At 70.3% G+C, this 26911-nt stretch carries 26 protein-coding genes; 7 read left to right on the top strand and 19 right to left on the bottom strand.

Annotated elements, in window-relative coordinates; all coding sequences use genetic code 11:
• Positions 1-5: 5 nt before the first annotated feature.
• On the bottom strand, positions 6-911 hold the full coding sequence (locus OG841_RS01360) for a universal stress protein (RefSeq protein WP_371562686.1): 906 nt from the start codon (positions 909-911) through the stop codon (positions 6-8).
• Positions 912-1104: 193 nt separating this feature from the next.
• Here OG841_RS01360 and OG841_RS01365 point away from each other — a divergent pair, with 193 nt between their 5' ends.
• The gene (locus tag OG841_RS01365; protein ID WP_371562689.1) at positions 1105-2817 is read left to right on the top strand and encodes a SulP family inorganic anion transporter; all 1713 of its coding nucleotides are present in this window, start codon (positions 1105-1107) and stop codon (positions 2815-2817) included.
• Positions 2818-3418: 601 nt separating this feature from the next.
• Here the strand turns inward: OG841_RS01365 and OG841_RS01370 are convergent.
• The 12 genes from OG841_RS01370 to OG841_RS01425 all read right to left on the bottom strand — a co-directional run bounded on the left by OG841_RS01370 (position 3419) and on the right by OG841_RS01425 (position 15426).
• Positions 3419-4438 (bottom strand): dihydrodipicolinate synthase family protein, encoded by a 1020-nt coding sequence (locus tag OG841_RS01370; RefSeq protein WP_371562692.1) that lies wholly within the window; start codon positions 4436-4438, stop codon positions 3419-3421.
• A gap of 19 nt (positions 4439-4457) precedes the next feature.
• Positions 4458-5951 (bottom strand): NAD-dependent succinate-semialdehyde dehydrogenase, encoded by a 1494-nt coding sequence (locus tag OG841_RS01375; RefSeq protein WP_442759705.1) that lies wholly within the window; start codon positions 5949-5951, stop codon positions 4458-4460.
• Between the two features lie 20 nt (positions 5952-5971).
• Positions 5972-6952 (bottom strand): ornithine cyclodeaminase family protein, encoded by a 981-nt coding sequence (locus OG841_RS01380; RefSeq protein WP_371562697.1) that lies wholly within the window; start codon positions 6950-6952, stop codon positions 5972-5974.
• A 36-nt stretch (positions 6953-6988) separates the two neighbouring features.
• Positions 6989-7639 carry a CoA transferase subunit B gene (locus tag OG841_RS01385; RefSeq protein ID WP_371570517.1) on the bottom strand — a complete coding sequence of 217 codons (651 nt, stop codon included), beginning with the start codon at positions 7637-7639 and terminating at the stop codon, positions 6989-6991.
• 8 nt (positions 7640-7647) lie between these two features.
• Positions 7648-8403, bottom strand: a complete 756-nt coding sequence (locus OG841_RS01390) for a CoA transferase subunit A (RefSeq protein WP_371562700.1) — start codon at positions 8401-8403, stop codon at positions 7648-7650.
• Between the two features lie 46 nt (positions 8404-8449).
• A complete protein-coding gene (locus OG841_RS01395; RefSeq protein ID WP_371562703.1) occupies positions 8450-9202 on the bottom strand; it encodes an SDR family NAD(P)-dependent oxidoreductase in 753 nt (250 codons plus the stop codon).
• Positions 9199-10158: a fumarylacetoacetate hydrolase family protein gene (locus OG841_RS01400; RefSeq protein WP_328643208.1), complete on the bottom strand. Its 960-nt coding sequence runs from the start codon at positions 10156-10158 to the stop codon at positions 9199-9201. The genes OG841_RS01395 and OG841_RS01400 overlap by 4 nt, the downstream gene beginning before the upstream one ends.
• A gap of 111 nt (positions 10159-10269) precedes the next feature.
• On the bottom strand, positions 10270-11208 hold the full coding sequence (locus tag OG841_RS01405; RefSeq protein WP_371562706.1) for a VOC family protein: 939 nt from the start codon (positions 11206-11208) through the stop codon (positions 10270-10272).
• A 22-nt stretch (positions 11209-11230) separates the two neighbouring features.
• On the bottom strand, positions 11231-12280 hold the full coding sequence (locus OG841_RS01410) for an amidohydrolase family protein (protein ID WP_328643206.1): 1050 nt from the start codon (positions 12278-12280) through the stop codon (positions 11231-11233).
• Positions 12277-13407, bottom strand: coding sequence for an FAD-dependent oxidoreductase (locus OG841_RS01415; protein ID WP_371562711.1), 1131 nt, complete (start codon positions 13405-13407; stop codon positions 12277-12279). The genes OG841_RS01410 and OG841_RS01415 overlap by 4 nt, the downstream gene beginning before the upstream one ends.
• 67 nt (positions 13408-13474) lie before the next feature.
• Positions 13475-14431: a cyclase family protein gene (locus OG841_RS01420; RefSeq protein WP_365115823.1), complete on the bottom strand. Its 957-nt coding sequence runs from the start codon at positions 14429-14431 to the stop codon at positions 13475-13477.
• Positions 14428-15426 carry a fumarylacetoacetate hydrolase family protein gene (locus OG841_RS01425; protein ID WP_328643203.1) on the bottom strand — a complete coding sequence of 333 codons (999 nt, stop codon included), beginning with the start codon at positions 15424-15426 and terminating at the stop codon, positions 14428-14430. The genes OG841_RS01420 and OG841_RS01425 overlap by 4 nt, the downstream gene beginning before the upstream one ends.
• Before the next feature lie 129 nt (positions 15427-15555).
• On the opposite strand from OG841_RS01425, the gene OG841_RS01430 reads away from it, so the two are divergent.
• Together OG841_RS01430 and OG841_RS01435 are read left to right on the top strand one after the other, a co-directional pair.
• Positions 15556-16500, top strand: coding sequence for a LysR family transcriptional regulator (locus tag OG841_RS01430; protein WP_328643202.1), 945 nt, complete (start codon positions 15556-15558; stop codon positions 16498-16500).
• 162 nt (positions 16501-16662) lie between these two features.
• Positions 16663-17868 carry an MFS transporter gene (locus OG841_RS01435; RefSeq protein ID WP_371562717.1) on the top strand — a complete coding sequence of 402 codons (1206 nt, stop codon included), beginning with the start codon at positions 16663-16665 and terminating at the stop codon, positions 17866-17868.
• Positions 17869-18284: 416 nt separating this feature from the next.
• Here the strand turns inward: OG841_RS01435 and OG841_RS01440 are convergent, their stop codons facing one another.
• The gene (locus OG841_RS01440) at positions 18285-18893 is read right to left on the bottom strand and encodes a TetR/AcrR family transcriptional regulator (protein WP_371562720.1); all 609 of its coding nucleotides are present in this window, start codon (positions 18891-18893) and stop codon (positions 18285-18287) included.
• Positions 18894-18950: 57 nt separating this feature from the next.
• On the opposite strand from OG841_RS01440, the gene OG841_RS01445 reads away from it, so the two are divergent.
• Entirely contained in the window at positions 18951-19850 is a 900-nt protein-coding gene (locus tag OG841_RS01445; RefSeq protein WP_371562723.1) for an alpha/beta fold hydrolase, read from the top strand.
• A 55-nt stretch (positions 19851-19905) separates the two neighbouring features.
• On the opposite strand, the gene OG841_RS01450 is transcribed toward OG841_RS01445, so the two are convergent.
• Together OG841_RS01450 and OG841_RS01455 are read right to left on the bottom strand one after the other, a co-directional pair.
• Positions 19906-20472 (bottom strand): dihydrofolate reductase family protein, encoded by a 567-nt coding sequence (locus OG841_RS01450; RefSeq protein ID WP_371562726.1) that lies wholly within the window; start codon positions 20470-20472, stop codon positions 19906-19908.
• Positions 20473-20725: 253 nt separating this feature from the next.
• Complete coding sequence (locus OG841_RS01455; RefSeq protein WP_328643197.1) at positions 20726-21691, bottom strand: helix-turn-helix transcriptional regulator; 966 nt, start codon at positions 21689-21691, stop codon at positions 20726-20728.
• Between the two features lie 63 nt (positions 21692-21754).
• On the opposite strand from OG841_RS01455, the gene OG841_RS01460 reads away from it, so the two are divergent.
• Positions 21755-22141 carry a VOC family protein gene (locus tag OG841_RS01460; RefSeq protein ID WP_365115834.1) on the top strand — a complete coding sequence of 129 codons (387 nt, stop codon included), beginning with the start codon at positions 21755-21757 and terminating at the stop codon, positions 22139-22141.
• 366 nt (positions 22142-22507) lie between these two features.
• Here the strand turns inward: OG841_RS01460 and OG841_RS01465 are convergent, their stop codons facing one another.
• Complete coding sequence (locus OG841_RS01465; protein WP_328643196.1) at positions 22508-22723, bottom strand: hypothetical protein; 216 nt, start codon at positions 22721-22723, stop codon at positions 22508-22510.
• 465 nt (positions 22724-23188) lie between these two features.
• On the opposite strand from OG841_RS01465, the gene OG841_RS01470 reads away from it, so the two are divergent.
• Together OG841_RS01470 and OG841_RS01475 are read left to right on the top strand one after the other, a co-directional pair.
• Positions 23189-23539, top strand: coding sequence for a VOC family protein (locus OG841_RS01470; protein ID WP_328643195.1), 351 nt, complete (start codon positions 23189-23191; stop codon positions 23537-23539).
• Between the two features lie 561 nt (positions 23540-24100).
• A complete protein-coding gene (locus tag OG841_RS01475) occupies positions 24101-24352 on the top strand; it encodes a hypothetical protein (RefSeq protein ID WP_328643194.1) in 252 nt (83 codons plus the stop codon).
• Positions 24353-24977: 625 nt separating this feature from the next.
• On the opposite strand, the gene OG841_RS01480 is transcribed toward OG841_RS01475, so the two are convergent.
• Both OG841_RS01480 and OG841_RS01485 read right to left on the bottom strand, forming a co-directional pair.
• Positions 24978-25838 (bottom strand): RNA polymerase sigma-70 factor, encoded by an 861-nt coding sequence (locus OG841_RS01480; RefSeq protein ID WP_365115837.1) that lies wholly within the window; start codon positions 25836-25838, stop codon positions 24978-24980.
• A complete protein-coding gene (locus OG841_RS01485; RefSeq protein WP_328643192.1) occupies positions 25835-26413 on the bottom strand; it encodes a carboxymuconolactone decarboxylase family protein in 579 nt (192 codons plus the stop codon). The genes OG841_RS01480 and OG841_RS01485 overlap by 4 nt, the downstream gene beginning before the upstream one ends.
• Positions 26414-26911 lie beyond the last annotated feature (498 nt).

Here is a 26911-nt window from a genome sequence, read left to right on the forward strand (position 1 = left end):
TGCGTTCAGTCGTGCGCGACGACAGCGACGGGGGCGGTGGCGTGGTGCAGTACCGCGTGCGTGACAGATCCGATGTGGACGCCGATCGGGCTGTGGCGGATCCGGCGGCCGACGACGACCAGCGATGCGTCGCGGGAAGCGTCGATGACGCGCTCGGCAGGACTCCCGGACCGGGACTCCTCGACGACCTCGACGTCCGGGTACTTCTGCCGCCAGGGGCGCAGCACCTCGGTCAGCGCGGCGGCCTTCTGTCGGCCCAGTTCGGCGTTGAGCTCGGGGTCGGCGGGCAGGCCGTAGGCGGAGTAAGGCGGAAGGTTCCAGCCGTGCACGGCCCTCAGTGAGGTACCGCGGCGGGCGGCCTCCTCGAAGGCGAAAGCGAGCACCGCGTCATCGGGGTGGCCGGTGTCGAGTCCGAGCACCACGGGCCGGTACGCGGTCGCGGCGGACGGGATGCCCGCCGGATCCGCCTCGTGCTCGTCGGCGGCCTGTTCTCCGGCCCGCACCAGGACGACGGGGATCTCCGTGTCCGCGATCACGGCCATGCCCACGGATCCGACGAGGAATCCCCCGATCCCGCTCAGCCCGCGGGAGCCGAGGACCAGCAACTCGGCACCCTTCGCCGCCCGGGCCAACGCGTCCGCCGGCCTGCCGGGAATCTGCTCCATGTCCACGTGCACGCCGGGATGGCGCAGGCGCAGTCCTTCGGCCGTCTCACGCGGAATGCGCTCGCTCCAGTGCGCTTGCGTCTCGGCCCCCAGGAGCGGGGCCTGCGCCAGGGGCTCCGGGACGGGTTCCCAGACGTGCACCAGCCGCAGGGGCAGTCCGCGCAGCTTCGCCTCGCGGGCCGCCCACTCGGCGGCGGGCCGGCTCTCGGGCGAGCCGTCGAGGCCCACGGTGACGTTGCGGGACATGGTGTCCACCTCCTGGTCGGGGTTCTGGCTCCAGGGTGGCGACGAGGAGAGACGGGGTGCAGAGACCGCAGGTCCCGGGCCGGGGGCCGACAGGCCCCATCGGCCGATGGCGTTCGTGCCCTCACAGGGTCCGGCATCTCGTGGCCATCCAGGGCCCCGGAGAAACATGAGATCCTTCGGCCCGAGGAGGATCATGTCCCAGAGCTCGGTCGGCAGTGCTCGAATGTGGCGTCGGCTCCTGCCCGGGCTCGCTTCACTGCTCGGCTATCGGCGCTCGTGGCTGAAGGGCGACGTCCTGGCCGGAGTGACGGTGGCGGCGTATCTCGTGCCCCAAGTGATGGCATACGCGGGCGTGGCCGGCCTGCCGCCGGTCGCAGGACTGTGGGCGATCCTGCCCGCGCTCGCCCTGTACGCCCTGCTGGGCTCCTCCCGCCTTCTGTCGGTCGGCCCCGAGTCGACGACCGCGCTGATGACGGCGACCGTGGTGGGTCCGTTGGCCGCAGGAGATCCGGCGCGCTACGCGACGCTGGCGGCCACGCTCGCGATCGCGGTCGGTCTGTTGTGTGTCGGGGCGTGGGCGGCGCGGCTCGGTTTTGTCGCGGACCTGCTGTCCCGGCCGGTGCTGATCGGCTATCTGGCGGGCGTCGCACTGATCATGATCGTGGACCAGCTCCCCAAACTCACCGGTGTCCGGACGACAGGCTCGGCCTTCTTCCCTCAACTGTGGTCCTTTGCAGAGCACGTGTCGCGGCTGCACGTGGCCACGGTGTTGTTCGCCGTCGCGGCGCTCGGGGTCCTCTTCACGGTGGCCCACTTCTTCCGCACCGTCCCCGGTCCCCTGCTCGCCGTGGTGTTCGGCACGGCCGCCGTGTCCGTCTTCGACCTCGACGGCCGATACGGCATCAAGGTGATCGGCGACGTCCCCTCGGGCCTGCCCACGGTGGCTGTGCCGGACATGACCGAGTTGCCGCACCTGGTGCTCCCCGCCCTGGGCGTCCTCCTGGTCGGCTACACGGATTTCATCCTCACCGCGCGGGCCTTCACCAAGCACGAGGACGGGGACTCCAGGCTCGACCCCAACCAGGAGTTCCTCGCCCTGGGCGCCGCCAACCTCGGCGCGGGCACACTGCACGGCTTCCCGGTCAGCAGCAGTGCCAGCCGCACCGCGCTGGCCTCCTCGGCCGGCGGTCGCAGCCAGGCGTACTCGCTGGTGGCCGGCGCGGCCGTCCTGGCGGTCCTGCTTTTCCTGAGTCCCCTCCTGTCTCGCACACCAACGGCAGTCCTCGGCGCGCTCGTCGTCTACGCGGCGGTCCGCATGATCGACCTGGCGGGTTTCCGACGGCTGGCGTCCTTCCGCCGCCGGGAACTCCTCCTGGCGCTCGGCTGCCTGACAGGGGTGCTCGCCCTCGACATCCTGTACGGCGTGCTGGTCGCCGTCGGTCTGTCCGTGGCCGAACTGCTCACCCGGGTGGCCCGCCCGCACGACGCCGTCGAGGGCCTGGTGCCCGGCGTGGCCGGCATGCACGACATCGACGACTACGCGCAGGCCCGCACCATCCCCGGCCTGCTCGTCTACCGCTACGACTCCCCTCTCTTCTTCGCCAACGCCGAGGACTTCCGCCGCCGGGCCCTGGCCGCCGTCGACGAACAGACGGAACCGGTCCGCTGGTTCGTCCTCAACACCGAGGCCAATGTGGAGGTCGACATCACCGCTTTGGACGCGGTCGAGGAACTCCGCGGCGAGCTCGCGCACCGCGGCATCGTCTTCGCCCTCGCCCGCGTCAAGCAGGACCTGCTGGACGACCTGACGGCGTACGGCTTGGCGGACACCGTCGGCAGCGAGCGGATCTTCCCCACTCTGCCGACGGCCGTGACCGCGTACCGGGCGTGGAGCGGCGATCAGTAGGCGGCCCGGGGAGCCGTCCTCCACAGCGGGACGCTTGCAGGGCGCCTGATGCCGCGGCTTGCCCAGGTCGGTTCTGGCGGACCGGGCTGATGGACGCAGGCGTGGAGCCCGGCACGGTGTGGGCGGCAGTGGAGGGTCGTCGAGCGCCGTACCGAGACCCCGAACGTGGTGTCCTTCGTGCTGCGCCCGGCCGACGGCGATCCGGCGCCGCGGGCGGCCGGTACGTGAGCGTACGGGTCCTGAACGCCGACGGAGTCCGCCGGCTGCGGCAGTACAGACTGTCCTTCGACCCGGGCGGGGATCTGCGGCGGATCACCGTCGATCGGGTCGCCGGCACGGTCGACGCGGGGGGGCAGATGGTCAGGTGCTCGAGGTGGACGGCTGACAGCCGCGGTCGGCACCTGAACGGCGAGCGGTCCAACGGCTCGCCCCGGGCCGGGTAGTAGTGCCGACCGAGAACGTCACGGTCTCCGTCATCACCGCGGCCTGACCCGTGCGCGCATGAGGAAAGCGGACTCGCCGCCTTGGCTTCGACCGTGCGATCGTCAGGTAGGACTCATGCTCACGCAGATGTGCGGCGCTCCTTCGAACCCCCGGCGGATCAGGCCGGGTTGCGGCCGACGAAGAACTCACGGAACGGGTCCATGCTCGGTTCGAGCCCGGCGTCGACGAGGCCCTTGCGCAGGGCGTTCATCTGGGCGTCGTGGATGCGCTGGGTGGGCATGCGCAGCGGGCCGCCGTTGTAGCCCTGGAGCCAGCCTTGGAACTTCCATGCCTGGCGATTGATGAACGCGCCACCGTGCAGGGCCGGGGCGAGGCCCCCCTTGATCTTGCGGGCCGGGTGGAGCTGCCAGTAGATGTCGGCGGCGTCGTCGTACTTGCCCTCCCGCAGGAGCTGGAAGACGCGCGGGATCATCGGGCCGTAGTACTCGTGGTCGCTGGTGGCGGAGAACTGGATCGGCATGATCTGCAACAGCGGGATCAACTCCCCCTCGATGGGCATCGAGATGACGACCTCGTCACCGAAGTGACGGTGGCACTCGATGACGCTCTGGATGCTGGGGAAGCCGCCCTCGGCCTTGATGGCGACGACGTTGGGGCAGTCGTCGAGCAGGCGCCGGATCAGGCGTACGGGGATGTCGGAGGGGTGGATGCGCGGGCTGAAGCCCCACAGGTACATCGGGAAGAGCATGACGCCGAGGTTCGTCGCGTCGCAGACGGCCTTGGTGTAGTCGTAGATCTCCTGCTCGGACTCGGGGTAGAAGTTCGGCGGGTACGACAGCAGCACCAGCTCGGCGCCCGCCTCCTCCGCGCCCTTCACGGCCTCGATGTTCTGCTCCAGGTCGTTCCAGCTGGCGTGGTGGGTGAGCAGCAGGCGGTCGCCGGCCTCGTCCCTGATGACGCGCAGGAAGTCCAGGTACTCGGGGAGCTGGATGGAGACCTCCGAGACGCCGAGGGTGCCCATGAAGCCGTGCTCGATGGCGAGGCGGGTGTCGTGGCGGATCGCCTTCTCGTTGATCGCCTTCAAATCGGCCGTGAAGGACGGGATCGTGCAGTTGACGACACCGACGAGGTTCTCGCGTGCCCAATCGCGAGCTTCGGCGCGGGTGTAGCGGGCCATGGTGTGCTCCTTGCGGGGGTCAGATGGATTCGGGGGCGGAGGTGGGGGTCTTCGCGCCTTCCCAGGCGAGGTACTTGAGCTCCAGGAACTCGTCGAGGCCGTAGACCGAGCCCTCACGCCCGACGCCGGACTGCTTGACCCCGCCGAAGGGGGCGGTCTCGTTGGAGATCAGGCCGGTGTTGATGCCGACCATGCCCGCCTCCAGGGCGGCGGCGACGCGCCAGATGCGCTCGGCGTCCTTGGCGAACAGGTAGGCGGCGAGACCGAATTCTGTGGCGTTGGCCAGGCGGACCGCGTCGTTCTCGTCGGTGAACCGCACCAGCGGGGTCACCGGGCCGAAGGTCTCCTCGCGGGTGACGGCCATCTCGGCGGTGACGCCGGTCAGCACGGTCGGCTCGTAGAAGAGGCCGCCGCGTGCGTGGCGCTTGCCGCCGGAGACGACCACGGCCCCCTTGGCGACGGCATCGGCGACGTGGGCTTCCACCTTCGCCACCGCGTCCGCGTCGATGAGCGGGCCCTGCTGGACGCCCTCGTCGAAGCCGTCGCCGACAGCCAGGGCGCCGACCCGCTCGGCGAGTCTCTTCGCGAACGCGTCGTGGATCCCGTCCTGTACGTAGACGCGGTTGGCGCTGATGCACGCCTGGCCGGTGTTGCGGTACTTGGTGGCGATCAGGCCCTCGACCGCCTCGTCGAGGTCGGCGTCGTCGAAGACGAGGACGGGCGCGTTGCCGCCCAGTTCCATCGATGTCTTCTTCACGGTCTGCGCCGCTTGGGCCAGCAGGAGCCTGCCGACCTCGGTGGAGCCCGTGAAGGTGATCTTGCGGACCAGTGGGTTGCCCGTCAGCTCGGGCCCGATCTCGCGCGGATCACCGGTGACCACGTTGAACACGCCCGCCGGGATGCCCGCCCGGTCGGCGAGTTCGGCGAGCGCCAGGGCGGTCAGCGGGGTCTGTTCGGCGGGCTTGAGGACCATCGTGCAGCCGGCGGCCAGCGCGGGCCCCGCCTTGCGGGTGATCATCGCGGCGGGGAAGTTCCACGGAGTGATCGCCGCGCACACGCCGACCGGTTCCTTCAGGACGACGATTCTGCGCGAGGCTTCCGGCGCCTCCATGACGTCACCGCGGATGCGCTTGGCCTCCTCGGCGAACCACTCCAGGAACGACGCCGCATACGCGACCTCGCCGAGGGCCTCCGGGTACGGCTTGCCCTCCTCCAGGACGATCAGCCGGGCGAGGTCCTGGGCGTGCTCGGTGACCAGGTCGAACCAGCGCCGCAGGAGCCGGGACCGCTCTTTGGCCGGGCGGGCTCGCCAGGCCGGCAGCGCGGTGTGCGCCGCGTCGATGGCCGCGGTGGTCCGCGCCCGATCCAGGAGCGGCACTTCGGCCAGCAGGTGGCCGGTGGACGGGTTGTGTACGGCGAGGGTGGTGTCGGTGGTGATCCAGGTGCCGTCCACATACGCGGCGCTCTTCAGCAGGGACGGGTCGTCGAGTTCTCTGCGCACGGCGTTGCGCACGGCGTTGCTCACTGTCTTGCTCACTTCGAGACCGGGGAGATGGTGACGGGCAGTTCGGTGCCCAGGGACAGTTCGGCGGCCCGACGGACACACATCGCGGCGACGGCGAGGTCCTGCGCCGCGGAGCCGACGGACTTGTAGATCACGACCGCGTCCGGATCGTTCGCCGGTCGGCCGGGCGTGAGACCGGAGACGACGTCGGCGAGCGGAACCACCTTCCCGGCGAGGTCGACGCCCGCCTTCCTCGCCGCGATCAGGTCTCCCGTGTCCTCGGCGACCTCGTCCGCCATGTCGGCGACGATCACGTCGGCGCGGGCGATCACCTCGGTCGCCAGTTCGCGCTGCTCGGGAAGGGTGGAACCGATCGACACGATGGTGACGCCGGCCGGAGTTTCCCGCAGGGTCGGCTGCTCGTCCCGGGAGCGGGCCGCGCAGATCACCAGGTCGGCGTCGGCGACGGCCGCCTCGGGACTCTCCGCGGTGGCGAGCGGCAGCCCGAGATCGGCGAGTGCGCGGGTGCAGCGGGTACGGCTGGCCGGGTTGGGGCTGAACACGGTGACGGACGACAGCGTCCGTGTCGCCGCCAGTGCGCGGACGTGGTTCTGCGCCTCGAAGCCGGATCCGATCACAGCTACGCGCAGGGGGCCTGTGGGGGCCAGCAGGTCGGCGGCGAGCGCCGAGGTGGCGGCGGTACGGAACCCGGTGATGGAGTGGCCGTCCAGGAGCGCGGTCAGCTCCATGCTCTCCTGGTCGAACAACGAGATCAGATACGAGGCGCGCCGGTGCCGGGGTGAGGCGGCGATCAGTTTGGCCCCCATGGGGCCGCCGTCGCCGGGCACACCGCTGAGCGTGCGCAACCACAGACCGTCTCCGCGAGCCATCGTGCGCGACGGGAAGCTTGCCTCGTCGGGGGGTGCGGCGTAGGCGCTGCGCAGGGCCGCGATGGCGTCGACCCAGTCGAAGGCGGCTTGGACGTCGGCATCGGTGAGGAAGACGGTCATCTCGGGGCTCCGTGCGGGATGAAGGGGCGAGGGGGATCAGCAGGCGGCCGTGACGGCGTCGGTGTGCAGCGGCGCGCCGGTGCGGGCGCGGATCTCCTCGACGGTGACTCCCGGTGACGTCTCGACGAGCACGAGGCCTGCCGGCGTGACGTCCAGGACGCCGAGGTCGGTGATGATGCGGTGGACGCACCGCTCGCCGGTCAATGGCAGGGAGCATTCATCGACGATCTTGGGGATGCCGTCCTTGGCGGTGTGTTCCATCAGGACGATGACGCGCCGGGCGCCGTGGACGAGGTCCATGGCGCCGCCCATGCCCTTGACCATCTTTCCGGGAATCATCCAGTTGGCCAGGTCGCCCGCGGCCGACACCTGCATGGCGCCCAGCACGGCGGTGTCGATGTGCCCGCCGCGGATCATCCCGAAGGACAGCGCGGAGTCGAAGAAGCAGGCGCCGGGCAGCACCGTGACGGTCTCCTTGCCGGCGTTGATCAGGTCGGGGTCGACCTCGTCCTCGGTGGGACAGGGCCCGGTGCCGAGGATGCCGTTCTCGGAGTGCAGCACGACATGGACCCCGGCCGGCAGATGCCCGGGGATCAGGGTCGGCAGGCCGATGCCGAGGTTGACGTAGGAGCCGTCGGTGAGTTCGGCGGCGGCGCGGGCGGCCATCTGGTCGCGGGTCCAGCCCATGGGCCTGGTCATACGCGGACGGTCCTCTTCTCCATGTGCTTGTCGGCGGCTTCTTCGGCGGTGAGCGTGACGACCCGCTGGACGTAGATGCCGGGCAGGTGGATCTCGTCGGGCCTCAACTCGCCCGGCTCCACGAGCTCTTCGACCTCCGCGATCGTCACGCGGCCGGCCATGGCGGCGAGCGGGTTGAAGTTCGCAGCGGCCTGGCGGAAGCGGAGGTTGCCGTGCCGGTCACCGCGCCAGGCCCGTACCAGGGCGAAGTCGGTGGTGATGCCGTGCTCCAGGACGTACCGGCGGCCGGCGAACTCCCGGGTCTCCTTCGGCGGGGAAGCGAGTTCGACCGCACCCTCGGCCGTGTACCGCCAGGGCAGTCCGCCCCGCTCCACCTGCGTGCCGACGCCGGCCGGGGTGTAGAAGGCGGGTATGCCCGCCCCGCCCGCGCGCAGCTGCTCGGCCAGCGTGCCCTGCGGGACCAGTTCCACCTCCAGCTCGCCGGCCAGGTACTGGCGGGCGAACTCCTTGTTCTCGCCGACGTAGGAGCCGGTCACCCGGGCGATGCGGCCCGCGGCCAGGAGAACGCCGAGACCGCGGCCGTCGACTCCGCAGTTGTTGGAGACGACCCTCAGACCGTCCGCGCCCTGTGCGTACAGGGCACGGAGGAGGACTTCGGGTACGCCGCTGAGGCCGAAGCCCCCGACGGCCAGTGAGGCGCCGTCCGTGATGTCGGCGACCGCCTCCGCGGCGCCGGCGCTGACCTTGTTCACTTGCGAAGGTCCTTTCTGGTTGCGGCACGGCCCGGGGTGTCGCCGGTCATGGCGTCTCCGGCCGCAGGGCGTCCGAGACGGACTTGACTCCGCCGTGCGCGGTGAGGCCGCCGTCGACGGCGATCTCCGCGCCGGTGATGAACGACGACTCGTCCGACAGCAGGAAGACGATCAGTGGGGCGACCTCGTCGACGGTGCCGGTGCGGCCCAGCGGGGTCTCGCGGATGTTGGCCTCGCGAAAGGCGGGGGCGGCGGAGGCGGTCATCTCGGTCTCGATGTAGCCGGGGTGGATCGTGTTGACGCGGATTCCGCGCGGTCCGAGTTCCAGCGCGGCCGTCTGGGACAGCCCGCGCAGGCCCCACTTGCTGACGGTGTACGCCACCGGGTAGTGGGCGGTGAGCGCGGCGGAGGAGCCGACGTTGACGATCGAGGCGCCGGGCGGCATCAGCGGGACGAGGTGCTGGATGCCGAGCAGCGGGCCGGTGACGTTGACGGCGTGGACGCGGTCGAAGTCCTCGGGGCGTACGTCGCCGAGCCGGGCCCGCCAGGTGATGCCCGCGTTGTTGACCAGGCCGTGGACCTGCCCGTACGCCTCCTTCAACTCGGCGGCGAGATCGGCCCAGTCCTGCTCGCCGGTGACGTCGAGACGGCGGCAGCCGGGTGCCTCGGTCACGTCGGTGGCGATCACCCGGGCGCCCTCGCGGGTCAGTGCCTCGGCCTCAGCGGCGCCCTGACCGCGAGCCGCGCCGGTGACGACGACGACCTTGCCCAGCAGCCTCTTGGCGTGCAGGTCCGTCATGGCCGCTCCCGGCTGCGGCGCCGGCCGGCCGGCAGGGGCACGGGATCGACGCCGTCTGTGACGGTGTTGGTGAGCGTGCCGATGCCCTCGACGGTGAGCGAGACGGTGTCGCCGGGCTCCAGCGGCGGCGGGGTCCGCTCGCCCCGCCGCCCCCACAGCTCGGCGAGGCAGCCGCCGTTCCCGCAGGTGCCGGAGCCGAGGACGTCACCCGGCACGACCCGGGTGCCGCGGGAGGCGTAGGCGACCATCTCCTCGAAGGTCCAGCTCATGTGGGACAGCAGGTCCTGGCCGACCACCTGCCCGTTGACCTCGGCGGTCAGGGCCAGCCGCAGGAAGCCCTCCGCGTCCCGGTACGGCGCCAGTTCGTCGGCGGTGACCAGGTACGGGCCGAGGGTGGTGGCGGTGTCCTTGCCCTTGCAGGGGCCGAGGCCGACCTTCATCTCGGCGGACTGGAGGTCGCGCGCGGACCAGTCGTTGAAGACCGTGTAGCCGACGATGTGCTCACGGGCCTGCTCGGGGGTGAGGTCGCGGCCCTCGCGGCCGATGACGGCGGCGACTTCGAGCTCGAAGTCCAGCACCTGGGACCCCGGGGGTACGGGAATGTCGTCGTACGGCCCGAACACGGCGTGGGGGTTGGTGAAGTAGAAGGTCGGCGCCGCGTACCAGGCGTCCGGCACGCCGCTCGCCCCGTCGACCGAGCGTCGTACGCCCTCGACGTGTTCCTCGAAGGTGACGAAGTCCCGTATGGAGGCCGGTCGCAGCGGCGGCAGCAGTCGCACCTCGGAGACGTGCGGTCCGGCCGGGGCGTCGAGAGCCCTGGCCCCCGCCTCGGAGAGGGCGCCTGCTGTGATCAGTTCGGTGAGCGTGCGCTCGCCGGGGACCGGGCGGAGGCGGCCGTCCTCGCCGACGACGCCGACCTGGCGCCGGTGTCGGTGCTCGTACGCGGCGAAACGCATGTGCGTGCTCCAGGCTCTGGGATACGGGGTTCTCGGGGGCGGGAGGAACCGGGGGCACGGCGGCCGGTCGGCGCGGGACAGGACGTGCCGCGCCCCCGGATCTGAAGGGGGTCAGACCGGCGGGGCGACGAACACGCCGCGGTCGACGTCGTTGAACGACTCCTTGGCCACGAGTTCGTTCATCGGGTTGGCCGTGCCCCACTGGTCGGCGACCTCGGGCTGGGAGAAGTCGTAGACCTGGGGGTGCCAGGTGTCCTCGTCGACGACCTCCAGCTCGGTCGTGTACTCGACGGTGTTGCCGTGCGGGTCGAGGAAGTAGGTGAAGGTGTTGTCGCCCGCCGTGTGCCGGCCGGGGCCCCAGACCTTGTGGACTCCGGCCCGCAGCAGGCGTCCGGTGCCGCGCAGGTACTCGTCGACGCCGCGCATCTCGAAGGAGACGTGGTGCACGGAGGTGTGCGGGCCCTGCGCGACGGCCATCGAGTGGTGCTGGTTGGAGATCCGCATGAAGTGCATGACCTCGCCCATGTGCGGCGAGCTGAGCGTGTCGGACAGGCGGAAGCCGAGGTGGCGCTCGTACCACTCGCGGGTGCGGTTGAGATCCGGGGAGTTGAGGACGACATGGCTCAGCCTGACCGGGATCGACTCCTTCTCCTCGATCCTGCGGTGCTGCCGGGCCTCGACGTCGGCGGAGACCTCGACGGTGCGGCCGTCGACGTCGAAGCAGCGGAAGCCGTAGCCGCCCCCGGGGGTGTCGACCTTGCCCGGCTGGGAGATCAACTGCACACCGCCCGCGAGGAGTTGCTCGGCGAGCGTGTCCACGTCGGCCGGGCTCGCGGCGCCGTAGGAGACGAGGTCGAGGCGCTTCTCCTCGGCCTTGCGCAGCCGGACGACGTACTGCTCAGGGCTGCCCTCGGCGGCCAGGAAGGAGATGCCCGAGTCCTCGGCGACCTTGGTCAGGCCCCAGACGCCGGCATAGAAGTCGAGCTGTTTGTCGTAGTCGGGTACGGCGAGGTCGACGTGACGCAGGTGGGTCAACAGACGTGCACTCATGATGGTTTCCTCCTGTGGGGGGTCAGGCGAGCCGCAGCAGCGCCGCCGCGTTGCCCCCGCGGACGGCGTGGAAGTCGGCTTCGGGCAGGTGGGCGGCGCGCAGTGCCCCGACGGGGTCCTCGGTGCCCATGTCGAAGGGGAAGTCGGAGCCGAGCAGGACCCGGTCCGCGCCCGCGGCGGCGATGAGCGCGCGCAGGACGTGGGGGTCGTGGACGAGGGAGTCGAAGGAGAGCCGCTTGAGGTAGCTGCTGGGCAGCTGGGCGCAGTCCGTGCCCGCGTCGGAGCGGACGGACCAGGCGTGGTCGGCGCGCCCGATGTGGGTGGGGAGGTAACCGCCGCCGTGCGCCGCGACCAGCTTCAGTCCCGGATGGCGGTCCAGGACCCCGGAGAAGATGAGGTGGGACAGCGCCACGGCGTTCTCGGTGGGCTGGCCGACGGTGTTGGACAGGTACCACCGGTCCAGCCGCTCGTCGAGAGTGCAGCCGAACGGGTGCAGGAAGAGCACCGCGCCGGTTTCCTCGGCCCGCCGCCAGAAGGGCTCGTAGGCCGGGTCGGACAGCTCGCGACCCGGTGCGTGGCTGGAGATCTCCACGCCCAACAGGCCCTGTTCCAGGGCATGTTCAAGGGTCGCGACGGCCAGGTCGGGGTGGTGCAGCGGGACCAGGCCCAGCCCTTTGAGCCGGTCCGGTGCGGCCGAGCAGTGCGCCGCCGTGCCCTCGTTGGCCAGTCGGCACACCTTGTCGGCGGTCGCCTCGTCCGTCCAGTGGTGGTAGTGCGAAGGGGACGGGCTGACCAGCTGCACATCGACGCCCTGGGCGTCCATCGCGGCCAGCCGGACCCCGGCGTCGGTGAGCCGGGGGATCCGTTCGCGCACCATGGGCCCGTTGACGGCGAGCGCGGCCGGTCCGTTGCGGCGGGCGTCGAGCGCCCTCGCCTCGGCGAGGCCCGCCGAGCCGTCCACCAGTGCCTCGATCGCGGGCAGCAGGACGTGGGCGTGCACATCGACCGTTGGCCAGGGGTACGGGTCAGTGCTCGTCGTGGGCTGGTGGCCGGGTGACAGGTCGGAGGTCATGGCAGGTCCCTGAGCATGGTCGACATGCGGTTGACCAGGCCGGGCACATCGGCGTCGCGCACCCCGTCGAGCTGCCACTGGCCGATCTGCACGGAGGCGTCCACCACCGGACGCACCCGCGCGATGCGGCGCTCGTAGTACGTCTGGAACAGCTGGTCGTCCCAGTCGTCGGTGCCGGTGAGCAGCTCGGCGAGGACGAGCGCGTCCTCCAGGGACATCGCGGCGCCCTGAGCCAGGGTGGGTGGGCAACTGTGGGCCGCGTCACCGATCAGCACGACCCGTCCGCGATGCCAGGAGTCTTCCACCAACAGCCGGTGGTACCACGTGTAGTTGACCTTCGCCGGATCGTCGATGTGCTTGACGATCTCGGTCCAGTGGCCGCCGTACCCCTGTACGAGGCCGCGCATCTCGTCGGCGTAGCTCTCGGGGGGTATGGACGCGCGATCGCGGTTGGCCTCGACCGCGTAGGCGTAGATGGTGTCCCGGCTGGTGGGGCAGTAGCCGGCGATGTAGGCGGGGCCGCCGTAGGCGAGGTCGGTGCGCTCCAGGCCCTCGGGACGAGGAGCGGCGATGCGCCAGATGGCCATACCGGTCGGCACGGGACGGTCGGTGATGCCGATCGCGGCTCGTGTGCTCGATCCCATGCCGTCCGCGGCGATCACCAGGTCGTAGCGGCCCTCGCTGCCGTCGGCGAAACGCACGCGCACGCCGTCGGCGTCCTGGTCGAAGCTCTCGGCGCGGGTGCCGAGGCGCACCGAGGCGCCGCTCGCCCGGACGGCGTCGATGAGGATGCACTGCAACTGCGGGCGCTGCATGCCGACGGTGGCGGGCAGGTCGTCACCGCCGGTACGAATGTCCTCGACGACGTGCAGGACGGTGCCGTCCGGGCCGGTGATGCCGAGCGATCCGAAGCCGAACCCGGAGGCCTGCACCTGCTCCCACACGCCCAGTTCGCGCAGGACCCGCAGGGCGTTGCCCTGGACGGTGATGCCGGAACCCGCGGTGGCGTTCCAGTCCTCCCTGGCCTCGATGAGGTCGACGGTCAGTCCGGCCCGGCGGAGCAGGATCGTGACGGCGTTGCCGGCCGATCCGCCGCCGACGACCAGGACGGTGCGGGGTGTTCTCATGAGGGAAGTCCTTTGTTCCTCGAGTTGCTCCGGGTGAGGGTGTTCCTCTGGTTGCTCCGGGCGAGGGCTACTTGACGGCGATCGGGTTGACGGGAGAGCCGACGGCTCCGGTGATCGGGAGGGGGGCGGCGGTGAGCCAGAACTCGTACACGCCGTCGGCCGCGCAGTCCGCGGCGAGCCTGTCGAGGTCCCACATCTCGCCGATCAGCAGCCCCATGTTGGGGATGACGACCTGGTGCAGGGGCTGGAAGGCGTGCGCGAACTCGTTGGGCCGGACCTCGAAGCCCCAGGTGTCGGTGGCGATCGCGGCGATCTCCGTGCGGTGCAGCCAGCCGGCCGCGGTGAACGACAGGCCGGGTGCCGCGCCGCCCGCGTAGTCGCCCCAGCCCTCGCGGCGGACCCGGCTGAGCTGTCCGGTGCGTACGACGACGATGTCCCCGCGGCCCACGAGCACTCCGTGGGCGGCGGCGGCCCGGGTGAGGTGCTCCTCGGTGACGGCGAACCCGTCGGGCAACTCGCCGTTCTGCCCGTGGACTTGGCCGACGTCCAGGAGCACACCGCGCCCGGCGACGTGCGGCGCCATGTGCTCGATGCCGGTGACCAGGTCGCCGTCGGAGGTGACGACCTTCTCGGCCGCCCGGCCGTTCCATGCCTTGCCGTGGTCGAAGATGTGCCCCAGGCCGTCCCACTGGGTGGAGCACTGGAGCGGCATCGCGATCACGTCGTCGGCGCCGCCGATGCCGTGCGGGAAGCCCTGGTTGCCGAGGGCGGCATCGGTGCCGGTGTCGAGCATGGTGTGCACCGGGTTGGTGCGGCGGCGCCAGCCCTTCTGGGGGCCGTCCATGTCGAACCGCTGCGACAGCGAGAAACTGACACCCCGCCGGACGAGGGCGGCACCCTCGCGCCGCTTGCCCTCGTCGAGGAAGTTGAGGGTGCCGAGGACATCGTCCTCGCCCCAGCGGCCCCAGTTGGAGTACTTCCTGGCGGCCTCGGCGATCGCGCCCTCGGGGTCGTTCCGGTTCATGAACCCGTCTCCTCGGACACGCATCGGGTGCGCTGCACGCCGAGACCGGTGATGGACCCCTCCATGACGTCGCCGTCGCGCAGCAGCCGCCCCCAGTGGATGCCGTTGCCGGCCGGGCTGCCGGTCAACACGAGGTCGCCGGGCAGGAGTTGGGAAGTCCGGGAGATGTACGACACCAACCTGGCGACTCCGAAGAGCATGTCCTTGGTTGACTCGTCCTGCATGGTGTCGCCGTTGAGTTTGAGCGTGACCCGCAGATCGCCGGGGTCGGCGACCGACTCGGCGGGCACGATCCACGGGCCGAGGGGGGTGAAACCGGGGGCGTTCTTGCTGCGCAGCCAGTCCGTGCCGATGGCGGGCATGTCCCGGCGGAAGACGGTGGCCCGGTCGGTGAGGTCGTTGGCGATGGTGTAGCCGGCGACGTACTCCAGCGCCTCGTCCGTGGACAGCCGGTAGCCGGGTTTGCCGATGACGGCCGCCAACTCCAGTTCCCAGTCCGGCTTTTCGGCCCAGTCGGGAAGGCGTACGTCGTCGTACGGCCCGGTGATCGCGCTGGGCAGGCCGATGAACACGTACGGCAGGTCCTCGGCCGCCCGTCGGTCCATGAGAGCGGCGATCTCCTCACGGGCCTGCTCGACGGTGCGGGGGTCGTCGGGGGCACGGTGGGCGACCTCCAGGTCGATCACGTGCTGCCGGTAGTTCGCACCCGACTGGAAGACCTGCCGGGGCTCCACCGGAGCGTGCGTCCGCAGGTCCCCGAGAGGCTGCCAGGCGGCCTTGTCGTCTCTGGCGAGGGCGTGCAGACGGGGCGTGGCCTCGTCCCAGCTCTCCAGGAGCGTGCGGGTGGTCAGCTCCCGCTCACCGAAGGCGGCGCGCAGGTCGAGGGCGCGGCCGTCCGGCGTGACGAGAGCGGGGAACGGGACCCCGTCAGGGGCGGAGAGAGTACCGAGGGCAAAAGGTCCGGCGAAAGGGACGGACGTGGCTGCGGGTTTCACGAACGTGTCCTCCTGATTGCGATGGGACTAATCTGGCCGCAGCCCTTGGGATAAGGGAAATCGATTATCTGGATGACCGTCATCCGTCGGACTTATCCTGTCGACGCCCTCGCACGCTGGAGTGCCGCCGTGAACCTGGCAAGCCTTGATCTCAATCTGGTCGTCGCCCTGCGCGCCCTGCTGGAGGAGCGCAACGTCACCAGGGCCGGCCGACGCGTCGGTCTGAGCCAGCCCGCGATGAGCGGCGCGCTCGCCCGGCTGCGCCGGCACTTCGACGACGACCTGCTCGCCCGCGTCGGAGGGCACTACGAACTGACGGCCCTCGGCCAAGTACTGCTCGACCGCACCTCCACCGTCTGCGACCAGCTGGAACGCCTCTTCACCAGCCAGGCCGACTTCGATCCGGCGACGGAGTCCCGCGAATTCACCCTCGGCGTCAGCGACTACTCGGTGGCCGTCTTCGGGGCCGAGCTCACCCGGATCCTCGACCGTGAGGCGCCCGGCGTCCGCGTGCGCTTCGTCCAGATCCCGCCCCGCATCACCGAGGTGGCCGGTGCCGTGCTGAGCAGCCTGGACGGCATGATCATGCCGCACGGCATCATCAGCGACTTCCCCGTCACCGAGCTGTACGAGGACGGCTGGGTCTTCCTCGTCGCCGAGGACAACCCCGAGGTGGGCGACCGCCTCTCCCGCGACGACCTGGCGCGCCTGCCATGGGTGACCTATCTGCGCGCCTACGACACCCCCGCGGTCCGCCAGCTCGGCATGCTCGGCATCGAACCACGGGTGAGCGTCTCCGTCGACAGCTTCACGGTGCTCCCCTTCCTGATCGCCGGCACCCACCGGATCGCCCTCGTCCCGGCACTGCTCGCCGAACGCCTGCGCGGCACCGCACCGGTACGGATCATGGCGCCGCCCTACGAGACGGTCCCCCTGCGCGAGGCGCTCTGGTGGCACCCCGTCCACACCCACGACGCCGGGCACATCTGGCTGCGGAACACGGCCGCCCGCGTGGCGTCGGCCGTGCGGGCAGCCCCCATCCGCGGCATGGATGGCGAGGATCCGGCAGTGTGATCACGTAAGGGGTAGTCGCCGGGAACGGCCTGGCTCATAGTCGGGGCAGTCCCCGACGCCCGCTGTCCCGGGCGTGTCCCCTCCGGTGCGCCGGTGCCCCGCTGCGTGGCCCAACCGCAGCGGTTCTGCGCCGCACCCCAGCCGCCACCCGTGGAGTTCGGCATGTCCAGATCCATTTCTCCGCCCGTCCCCGCCGACAGCCTCCGCCCGAATTCCGAGAACGCGGGGCCGCTGCGCGCCGTGCTCCTGATGGCGGGCAGCTGTCTGCCGGTGCTGGGCGCCGTCCTTCTCGCACCGGTCCTGCCGAAGATGCAGGAACACTTCGCGACCGTGCCCGGAGTGAAGACCCTCGTCCCGGTCGTTCTGACCGTCCCCGCGCTCGCGCTCGCGCTGCTCGCCCCTTTCGCGGGCGTCATCGTGGACCGCCTCGGCCGGGTACGTCTGCTGGTCGCGGCTACGCTTGTGTACGCGCTGCTCGGTACCGCCCCGCTGTGGCTGGACTCGCTCGGCGCCATCGTGATCAGCCGGGTGCTGGTCGGCATCGCCGAGGCGGCCATCATGACCTGCTGCACCACGCTGATCGGCGACTACTACAGCGGACGGACGCGGGAACGCTACCTGGCCCTGCAGACCATGTGCGCCTCCATCTCGGCCACCGCGTTCTTCGTCATCGGCGGTGCCCTGGGGTCGGCGGGCTGGCGCGCGCCCTTCTGGATCTACGCCGTGGGCCTACTGCTGGCCCCCGCCATGGCGCTCACCCTGTCCAGGCCCAGTCCGGCCGGCGCCTCGGAAGCCGAAGAACCCGCGGGCGAGAAGAGGCCGTTCCCCGTGCGCCTGCTGGCGGGCATCTGCGCACTCACCGTGTTCGGCGCGATGGTCTTCTACACGGTGCCCGTCGAGATGTCCTACCTGCTCGACGACCTGGGCGTGAAGTCCACCGGCGTCATCGGCCTCGCCACCGCGGTCGCCAGCGCCGCCACCGTGCTCGGTTCCATCGCCTTCACCAGGCTGTCCGGCAGCCCGGACCGCAGGCTGCCCCTGGTGTTCGCCCTGTGCGCGGCCGGATTCGTGGTGATCGCCCTGGCCAACAGCCCGGTGATCGTGATCGTCGGTGCGGTGCTCAACTGCCTCGGCACCGGCATGCTGTTGCCCTCGCTGCTGACCATCGCGATGTCCAGGCTCAGCTACGCCGACCGGGGCCGCGGCACCGGTCTGTGGACGGCCGCCTTCTTCGCGGGCGAGTTCATCTGCCCACTCGTCGTGATCGGCCTGGAATCGGCCACCGGCAGCATGGCCAACGCCGTCGGCCTCCTCGGTCTCGCCTCGGCCCTGGTCGCCGGCGGGTTGTTGCTCGGCCGTCGCCGGTAACCGTTGTCCGGTCTCCCAAGGGATCCGGCGGGCCCACGCCGACCCACCGTCGCCGCTCTGCAGGTCGAGTTACGCACTGTTCAGCCGCGCATCGAGGGCGGCGTCCTGGACACCTGCCGGGAGCCGGCATCACCGGTCACGGCCTACGCGGCGCGGTGCTCTCCTACGGGCTGCGGAGCGGCAACTGGGCCAGGCGGGGCGCCTTTTGCCGGCGTCGGTTGATGGACCGCCCGCCTCATTCCGTCACCTCAAGTACCCGAAGACCGAGGCGGCTCAGGTCAGCTTTTCCCCCAGTGGGACGATTTCGTCGCCAGGGTCGGCTCAGCCCCTATGAGGGCTGGGCCGAGTCACTTCCTGCCGCGCCGCCGGCTGCCCCAAGACCTCTGCAGATCCATTGGCAACGCACTCGTGCTCGCCTATCGCGGCCCCGACGGTTCGGCCGGCCGGTTCGGCGGACCCTTGGCATTCTTTGCGGCGGCTGCCGCGACGGTTGCCAGGTCTTCGCCCGAGAAACCGGCGCGGCTCAGCACGGCCAGAGATTTGTTCGTCGCCAGCGTGCACAACGCCAGCTCTGCCGCCTCCTGCTCACCGGCCCCCGCCGCCAGCAACGCCTGCTCCAGCCTCGCCCGCAATCCGTCGATCATGGCGCGGACCGTCGCCCGGCCCTCCGCGTCAAGCGCCGGGAACTGCGTTGCCGACACCGTGAGCAGGCAGCCGTCCGGGACTGTCGGGTCGGCGATACGGTTCAGGGCGACTTGCAGGAAGGCGGCCACAACGGCGCTCGGGCTTTGGTGGGGGCCGGACAGTGCCTGCTCGTACAGCGGGTGGTAGGTCTGCGCGTAGCGTTGGAGGCTTTTGCGGAAGAGGGCGCTCTTGTCGCCGAAGGTGCCGTAGAGCGAGCCCCGGCCCAGGCCCGTGCCCTCGGTCAGGCGATCGATCGAGGCCTCCGAATAACCCCAGCGCCAGAAGACGTGCATCGCACGTCGTAGCGCCTCGTCCACGTCGAATTGCTTGCGGCCTGCCATGGTCCGTCAGCCTACACATCTTGTACCGATCGTTCAAAGATGGCTAGGGTCGCCGTCATGACAAGCTTGAGTTCGCTGCGGCTGCCTGACGGATTCCTCGACGTCTTCACCAGCCGGCTCGTGGAGGTGAACGGGCTGCGGCTGCACGCGGTCACCGGTGGGGACGGCCCGGCGCTGCTGCTGATCGGCGGGTGGCCCCAGACCTGGTACGCCTGGCGGGAGGTGATGCCCGCGCTCGCCCGCCGGCACACCGTCGTCGCCGTCGACTCGCGCGGGGCCGGGCTCTCCGACAAGCCCGACGACGGGTACGACGCCGGCACGCTGGCCGCCGATATGGTCGCGTTGATGGCCGCGCTCGGGCACGACCGGTTCGACGTGGTCGGCCACGACATCGGCACATGGACCGGATACGCCCTCGCCGCCGATCACCCCGAGCAGGTGGGCCGGCTCGCCATCCTCGAAGCAGTGATCCCCGGTCTCACGCCGTCCCCGCCGTTCTTCGGCCCGGCCGCGGCCAACCTGAAGCTCTGGCAGTTCGGCTTCAACCGGCTCACCGACCTCAACGAGGAACTGGTCCGGGGACGGGAGCGGCTCTTCTTCGGCTACCAGTTCGCCAAGAAGGCAGCCACCCCGGACGCGATACCCGCGTACGCCGTCGACGTCTACGTCGACGCGATCACCGCGGATCCTCGCGCGCTGCGGGCGAGTTTCGCGTACTACCGGGCGCTGGACGAGACGATCGCGCAGAACGAGCAGCGCAGCAAGACCCGGCTGACGCTGCCGGTGCTCGCCCTCGGCGGCGCGCTGTGGAGCGGCGCGAATGCCGCCCAGACGATGCAGCTGGCGGCCGACGACGTCACAGGGGTCGCCCTCGACGACTGCGGCCATTACCCGGCCGAGGAGCAGCCGGCGCGGTGTGTCGAGATCCTGGAAGACTTCCTCGTGGCCAACCAGTAGCAGGCACGCCACACAAGCTGAATCACCGTGAGACCTGCGCGTGGGGTGCTGCTGCTCAGCGCCTCGTCTCGTATCTGGTCAGGACCACGCCGCCGGGAAGCGTCCGCGTCTCCACCAGGTTCAGGTTCACCCAGCTGTCCAGCGCGGTGAAGAACGGCGTGCCGGCGCCCACCAGGACCGGATGGGTGGCGATCGCGTACTCGTCGATCAACCCGGCGCGCATGGCCGCCCCGGCGAGCGTTGCGCCGCCGATGTTCATTGGGCCGCCGTCCTCGGCCTTGAGCCGGATGATCTCGGCGATCGCGTCGCCGGTGACCAGGCGGGTGTTCCAGTCGACCTTGTCGATCGTCGAGGAGAACACCACCTTCGGCGTCTCCCGCCAGTTCCGCGCGAACTCGATCTGCGCCGGGGTGGCGGTGGGCTGCTGGTCGCCGGTCGGCCAGTAGGAGCTCATCGTCTCCCATAGCTTGCGCCCGTACAGTGACAGGCCACTCGCCTGCTCGTGGTCGAGCCACCACTGGAACAGCTCGTGGCTCGGCGGTCCGCTCCAGCCGATGTCGTCGCCGGGCGCGGCGATGTAGCCGTCCAGGGTCAGGTTCATGCCGTAGATCAGTTTTCGCATGGGCGAGCCTTCCGTCCGTGGGTGTCCGGCGTACAGACCAGCGCGGCGCGGGAAACTCATCGGTGCGCGATCTGGGCTCGCCGGTAGTCCTCGTGCTCGGGGCCGGCGTGGTGTACTCGGCCGGCATGGGCAACCTGCCTGATCTCGACCTCGTCGTCGCGAGGAAGAGGCTGCGAATTGAGGCAGAGTCTCTCCGATCAGTGGCGCCTTGTTCTGGTCATCGGGCCATAGCTCGTTCCTGCGCGACGTCGCTCTACTGGGACTGACCGTTGGCGTTGTCCTCGATGAGTTCCTGGGTACGGCGTAGCAGGGCCTGCCGGACAGCGTCCGGTGAGAGGACTCGCAGGGGTGTGGCCAGGCTGAGGAGGTATCTGGCTAGCCCGTCCGCGTCGGGACCGCCGATGTCGACGATCGTGGTGCCGGGGCTTTCGGGACGGTGGGTGCCGACCGTCGCGGGAATCAGCCGCAGGGCATGGTTCATGGGCACCGGGAGACGGATCGTGACAGAGAGAGGGTAGGGGCCGGTGGCGACGGAGCGGGAGACGAGCATCGCCGGGTCGGGTGGGTCGATGAGTTCCACCGTGTGCCCGGTTGGCTGCAGTCGGTCGACCCTGTCGGCCCGGAACGTTCGCCATTGGTCCCGCGTCACGTCCCGGGCGACGAAGTACCAGCGGCGTCCGGTGTGAACGAGGCGGTACGGGTCGATGTCCCGGACCGTGGCCTTTCCTTCCCAGTCGCGGTACGAGAGTTGGGCACGCTCGCCTCGGCGGCACGCGGCGGCCAGTTCCAGCAGCATGCCGGGCGTGATCTGCGGCTCGTCGGGTCTGGGGGTGTGTACGAAGGCGTCGTCCATCTCGGTCAGCCGGTCCGCGATGCGCCGGGGCAGAACCTGCTGCAGTTTCAGCAGCGCCGACAGCGCGGCCTGGTCGCCGCCGAGAGCACCGCTGAGCGCGGCCTCGCGCAGTCCGACGGCAACGGCGAGTGCTTCTTCGTCATCGAGGATCAGCGGCGGCGTCCGGGCTCCGGCGCGGAGACGGTAACCGCCCCATGGCCCCGGGTCGGACTCGATGGCGTAGCCGAGTTCCCGGAGCTTGGCGATGTCCCGCCGCACCGTGCGGTCGGTGACCGCCATCCGGTCGGCCAGCTCGCCGCAGGTCCACGACGGCTTGGCGGCAAGCAGGGAGACCAGTCGCAGCAGGCGGGCGGATGAGCTGATCACGTTCCCGAGTGTTCCACATGACCAGGACCGAATCTGTCCTGGTCCCGGCCTAGTGTTCCCATCATGACCAAGGAAAGCACCTCCACACCCACGTTCCGCTATTCGGCCGTCACCTTCGACTGCCCGGACCCCGCCGAATTGGCCCGCTTCTACGGCGAGGCACTCGGTCTGCCCGTCGTCTTCTCCACCGACGACTTCGTCCTCCTCGGCCAGGAGGGCGCGGCCGGACTCGGGTTCAACAGGCTGGCCGACTACCGCCGACCCACCTGGCCGGCTTCTTCCCAGGAAAAGCAGGCCCACATCGAACTGGGCGTCGATGACTTGGATGGCGCGCAGGCCCGGCTGCTGTCCCTGGGCGCTGTCAAGCCCGAGTTCCAGCCGGACCCTGACCGGTGGCGGGTCCTGCTGGACCCCGCAGGCCACCCGTTCTGCATATCCACCCTGGTCTGAGCACGACCTGCAAGCCGATGACCACCACCGCGCACCCAGGATGGGGCAGCGAACTCGCCGCTGTCCCGCCGGGGTCGCGGAGAGGTTGCACGGCCTCCCAGGCAGCAGACGTACGTGATCAGACAGCGCGTGCGTCTCCGGTCATGATCGGAGCCAGATGAGGACAGCGGCGGCGATGACGGTGCCCAAGTAGATGTATCGGCGCTTGCCATAGCCGGTGGCGACGGCTCGGGACTGCTTCAGCGCTCGTTGATCGACCGCTCGACGGCGCTTCGCTTCTTGTCATGCCGGCCCAGGTGAGCCCGCAACGGTGCATGGCCATCGTCATGGGTGCATCGTCGCTGGTGGCACCGACGGCCGGCCCGGTCAGTGTTCCCAGACGTCGGGCCCGCCGCCGCGCCATTCGATGAGCGCGGATCGGGCGACGTCCATCTCGTCCCAGTCCTGCAAACCGGCTTCTTGGAGGTAGGCGGCGATGTCGAGGAGCCCGTAGGCGATGCCGACGAAGTGGTCGCCTATCCGGACGCGTCGGCCTCCGTCTTCGGTGGGCGGGTATACGACGACGGGCTGATCGGACGCCATAGGTCCAGCGTGCCGTCGGCGCGGGTGGGGTGCGCGGTGTGGTGCGCCAGTTGGGGGATGCTCCTCGGTGTGGATGTTCGGCTGTGCAGGCGGCTGTCTCGGAGCGTTCCTCAGGCACTCCGGCCGGAGAATTCGTCGAAGGTGTCGGGGTGCACTGCTGTCATGCCCGACAACGACGGAGTCCTACGGGCTCGTTGGCGTACCGAGCCGACGCCGAGCGACCGCGACGGGGCACTTCGTCAGCCTGAGGGGTGAGCGCTCCGACCGGCCTGTCTCAGAGTCGTGGCCGACCGTTCGGCCATCAATCTCACCTCCCCCCAAGACCGTTCATCAGCCGCTTCCTGTCTGTGGTCATGCACGTCGGTCGGCGTGTCATCGCATGCCGCCGAAGGTCTTCCGGCAACTGAGCGTGCCAAGATGCCGAGGGGCACGACCGCGTTTACGTCGACGGGGCAGGAGCCAGCCATGATCAGCGGTGCACACGTCATCCTGTACAGCCAGGACGCCGAAGCGGATCGCGCCTTTCTCCGTGACATCCTCCGCTTCCCCGGCGTCGACGCGGGCGGCGGCTGGCTCATTTTCAAGCTGCCCCCGGCCGAGGTGGCCGTACATCCAACCGACGGCCCGCCGCAGCACGAGTTCTTCCTGATGTGCGACGACCTTGACGCCCAGCTCGGCGAGCTCCGCGCACAGGGGATCGAGATCACCCGCCCGGTCAGCGAGCAGCGCTGGGGCAAACTGACTGCGATCCGGCTCCCCAGCGGCGCCGAACTCCCGCTGTACCAACCGCTGCACCCCACCGGCCACAGCCTGTGACGTCACAGCACCCGGCCCAGCCTGAGGAATCTCACGCCGGCCACACCGCGTCGGCGGCTTCGCCAGAACAATGAGGCCTCCGCACCGCACATCGCGTTCGCAGCGGTTCGCAACACTGCGCCGAGTGCGCGACGCTGGGAGATCATGTCGTCGAACTTAGTCACCGCAGGTCAAAGCACGTGACCCGCGGCTGCGAACCGCTGTCACATGCTGTGGCCCGGGCGGTCATCCTCCCATCGTGACCGGGGTGCAGTGGCTGCCCCCCCCCCACGACAGGACAAGCCGGGCCGCCGCCACCAGCACCGCGCCCTCACGCCTGTTGAGGCGCACGAACCCAAGCGCCCTTCGGCGGTCCCGTTCTCAGGAACCCCCGCCCGGGTCTGCCCTTCTGCCTACGCCCCGGCAGGATCCACACCTGCGACACCAGCCACCGTGACGGTCCGAGCCGCAGAGCCCCCGGACGGCTCCCCCGGTGAGCGCCGCGGGAAATGTCGATCTAGCCTCCGAAATGAGCGCTTAGTGATCTTTGACGGTGCGCTCTACTCGACTCCAGGAGGAAGTATGCGCAAGCTGCACAAGGCCGCTGTCGCGGTCGCCATCATCAGTGGCTTCAGCCTCATGGGCACCGGCCCTGCCACCGCCCAGGCTGCGGGAGGCACGCATGGCGGCGGGTGCAAGTCCCACGACCTGAACATCGACATCCTCGGCGAAGTGGGCATCCTCAACGGCCTCGGCGGCAACCTGCTCAACGGCGAGGGCAGCCCGGGAGCACAGAGCACCGACATCGGTTCCGACTGCGGTCACGGCTGGTAACCCCATCCCGTGACGTACTGAACCGGCTCCTGCAGCCCGGGCCGGAAACCCCTGCACCGGCCCGGCCGTCAGTGCCGCTTGCGTTCATCTCGAGGTGAGACCAGAGGGCCCCGGACCACGATCGGTCCGGGGCCCTCTGCCCGTCGGCCCCGGCCGACTTCGACCGGCGACACCCGCGTCAAAGGGCGTCGGGCCCGCCGGCGCTGCTGCCCTGCTGATCGCCGGCGGATGGCAGCGGCGGCGGACGACCTGGGTGACGCCGGGCCAGTAGCGGGAGCCTGAAGCCGGACAAGACGGACTCCGTTGTCCGAGCATGCTGTTGTCCCCGCACGCTTTCGCTCTCAAGTAAGCCCGGCGGCCCAAGGTTTCCCTCCACGTTCATCCCGACAGCGCCGGGCATACGACGAGGCGCGGCCGGCGTCGACCGCCGGCCGTTCAACGACACGATCATCGATGCCGACACCGACTCCTTCCGGCTCACCTCCACCCGGCCACGAGCCGAGGAAGCCGCCAAGGCCGACTGACCGCTCGAGGCGACTCGACGCCCCGCCCCAGGGGCCCCGGAAGGCAACCAGCCATCCAGGGCCGACCCTGCAGCAACACCTGCAGCAACGGAGCCCGCGGTCTACCTGGTGAGGTCGGCCGGTTGGTCGAGTCGCGTCAGCTTCTGTGGGTTGGATGTCGCATAGATCCGGGTGATGCGCCCGTTCTCGACCACAATGCTGACCGCGGCCCGCCCGCTGTCGGATTCGATCCGGATGGCCGGTGCGCCGTTGAGCCACACTGTCGTGGTCTCGAAGGCGGCCCGGTCGGTGCCGGCGAGCATCGTCGCCACGAGGTCGGCCCCGTGGACGGGGGCCAGTGCGGCGCCGGCAAGCCCGCCGCCGTCGGCGATGAAGACCACGTCCGGCGCCATGATCTCCATCAGGTCCTGGATGCGCCCGGTGTGCAGCGCGGTGACGAACCGGGCCACCACGGCCTTGTGTTCCGACCGGCTCACGCTGACGCGTGACTGCCGAGCGGCGATGTGGCTCCGGGCCCGTCGGGCGATCTGCCGAACCGCGGCGGGGGTCTTGCCCACGGCCTCGGCGACCTCCTCGTACGGGATGTCGAAGACCTCACGGAGCACGAACACGGCCCGCTCAGTGGGGCCGAGCGTCTCCAGGACAGTCAGCATCGCGAGGGAGACGCTTTCCGCGAGTTCGACGTCGTCGGCGACGTCGGGGTGGGTCAGCAGAGGTTCCGGCAGCCACTCCCCCACATAGTCCTCGCGGCGGCGGGAGAGTGCGCGTGTGCGGTTGAGTGCCTGCCGGGTGACGGCCCGGACGAGGTACGCCCGCGGATCACGGACCTGTGTCTGGTCGACGTCGGCCCACCGCAGCCAGGTCTCCTGCAGTACGTCCTCCGCGTCGGCCGCGGAGCCGAGCATCTCGTAGGCGACGGTGAACAGCAGGCTGCGGTGGGCGACGAACGGGTCCACGATCATGCCGTGGACCCGAAGCGGGACGTCGCCGGGCGCTCGGCCAGCGGGATCTCGCAGGCGTCGGAGAAGCCCTGCGAGGTGACCCCGTTCGCCACGTTGGCCCTGGTCGCCAGGTTGACGTAGGCGATGAAGGCGGTCAGCTCCACCATGGCCGACAACCCGAGCCGCCCAAGCAGGGCGGCGTACTGCTCGTCGGTGACGGTCGGCGGGGTGTCGGTCATCGCCTCGGCGTACCCCATGACGTCGCGCTCCAGCGCCGTGAACACATCCGCCTCCCGCCACCGTGGCACCTGGCTCGCCCTGGCCAGGTCCAGGTTCTCGTTCTGGGCCTGGAAATAGCCGACGTCCAGGCACCAACTACAGCCGACCTGCGATGCGACGGCCATGTGGGCGAACGATTTGAGGCCGGGGTCGACCGCGTCCCACGCCCCGACCCTGGCTCCGAACTCCAGGTTGTCCTGGGTCACTCGGGGGCTGTGCCACAGCACCTCGACGTTCTCGGGCACGGCGCCCAGCTGCTTGATCATGTTCTCCTTGAGCTCGGCGGGGAGCTCGGCCTTCGGCAGGCGCAGCGTCATGCTGTCTCTCCTTGCTCTGCGCCCCTTGTGGGGCTGTCCGGCATGAAGACACCGCCCGGCCCACTCATGTGACAACCACCGCCGTCCCGGCGTGCTTCGGCCCGTCCACGTGCAGACCTCCTTCTCCTGCCGGCCTGGCGGCCGGAATCACCCCACAGAGGCGGCTGGGTGCCCCAGGCCCTCGTCCATCGCCAAGACCCTGGAGGCGGACCAGTCCAGATCGACGGCCCGTTGCGCGGTTCGTGCAGCCCGGCCGCAACCTTCGTGGCATGGGCGAGCCGCCACCGCCGGGCGGCGACCTGCTCGGCCGCGGGCCAGTCTGTCGCGGCCACCAGCCGCGCGAGGGTCCGGTGCGTGGTGATGAAGCGCGGCCACAGCGGGGGAACCGGCGGCGTGGACGGGCGGCCGAGGCACGGAGCGCCCGAGCGGCCCGTGCGCCCGCTCAGGAGCCGTCCGGTTCCAGTGACCGGACGGCGTTGTCGATCTCCGAATCGATCA

The organism is Streptomyces canus, assembly GCF_041435015.1.
Lineage (GTDB): Bacteria > Actinomycetota > Actinomycetes > Streptomycetales > Streptomycetaceae > Streptomyces > Streptomyces canus_G.

Bases quoted from the DNA above. Each gene is read 5' to 3' on its own strand.
- OG841_RS01465 (WP_328643196.1), bottom strand. From the start codon at position 22,723: ATGGCGTCCGATCAGCCCGTCGTCGTATACCCGCCCACCGAAGACGGA.
- OG841_RS01480 (WP_365115837.1), bottom strand. From the start codon at position 25,838: ATGATCGTGGACCCGTTCGTCGCCCACCGCAGCCTGCTGTTCACCGTC.
- OG841_RS01365 (WP_371562689.1), top strand. From the start codon at position 1,105: ATGTCCCAGAGCTCGGTCGGCAGTGCTCGAATGTGGCGTCGGCTCCTG.
- OG841_RS01420 (WP_365115823.1), bottom strand. From the start codon at position 14,431: ATGAACCGGAACGACCCCGAGGGCGCGATCGCCGAGGCCGCCAGGAAG.
- OG841_RS01405 (WP_371562706.1), bottom strand. From the start codon at position 11,208: ATGAGTGCACGTCTGTTGACCCACCTGCGTCACGTCGACCTCGCCGTA.
- OG841_RS01380 (WP_371562697.1), bottom strand. From the start codon at position 6,952: ATGACCGTCTTCCTCACCGATGCCGACGTCCAAGCCGCCTTCGACTGG.
- OG841_RS01485 (WP_328643192.1), bottom strand. From the start codon at position 26,413: ATGACGCTGCGCCTGCCGAAGGCCGAGCTCCCCGCCGAGCTCAAGGAG.
- OG841_RS01395 (WP_371562703.1), bottom strand. From the start codon at position 9,202: ATGACGGACCTGCACGCCAAGAGGCTGCTGGGCAAGGTCGTCGTCGTC.
- OG841_RS01445 (WP_371562723.1), top strand. From the start codon at position 18,951: ATGACAAGCTTGAGTTCGCTGCGGCTGCCTGACGGATTCCTCGACGTC.
- OG841_RS01460 (WP_365115834.1), top strand. From the start codon at position 21,755: ATGACCAAGGAAAGCACCTCCACACCCACGTTCCGCTATTCGGCCGTC.
- OG841_RS01400 (WP_328643208.1), bottom strand. From the start codon at position 10,158: ATGCGTTTCGCCGCGTACGAGCACCGACACCGGCGCCAGGTCGGCGTC.
- OG841_RS01385 (WP_371570517.1), bottom strand. From the start codon at position 7,639: ATGGGCTGGACCCGCGACCAGATGGCCGCCCGCGCCGCCGCCGAACTC.
- OG841_RS01450 (WP_371562726.1), bottom strand. From the start codon at position 20,472: ATGCGAAAACTGATCTACGGCATGAACCTGACCCTGGACGGCTACATC.
- OG841_RS01475 (WP_328643194.1), top strand. From the start codon at position 24,101: ATGCGCAAGCTGCACAAGGCCGCTGTCGCGGTCGCCATCATCAGTGGC.
- OG841_RS01410 (WP_328643206.1), bottom strand. From the start codon at position 12,280: ATGACCTCCGACCTGTCACCCGGCCACCAGCCCACGACGAGCACTGAC.
- OG841_RS01415 (WP_371562711.1), bottom strand. From the start codon at position 13,407: ATGAGAACACCCCGCACCGTCCTGGTCGTCGGCGGCGGATCGGCCGGC.
- OG841_RS01370 (WP_371562692.1), bottom strand. From the start codon at position 4,438: ATGGCCCGCTACACCCGCGCCGAAGCTCGCGATTGGGCACGCGAGAAC.
- OG841_RS01360 (WP_371562686.1), bottom strand. From the start codon at position 911: ATGTCCCGCAACGTCACCGTGGGCCTCGACGGCTCGCCCGAGAGCCGG.
- OG841_RS01440 (WP_371562720.1), bottom strand. From the start codon at position 18,893: ATGGCAGGCCGCAAGCAATTCGACGTGGACGAGGCGCTACGACGTGCG.
- OG841_RS01435 (WP_371562717.1), top strand. From the start codon at position 16,663: ATGTCCAGATCCATTTCTCCGCCCGTCCCCGCCGACAGCCTCCGCCCG.
- OG841_RS01470 (WP_328643195.1), top strand. From the start codon at position 23,189: ATGATCAGCGGTGCACACGTCATCCTGTACAGCCAGGACGCCGAAGCG.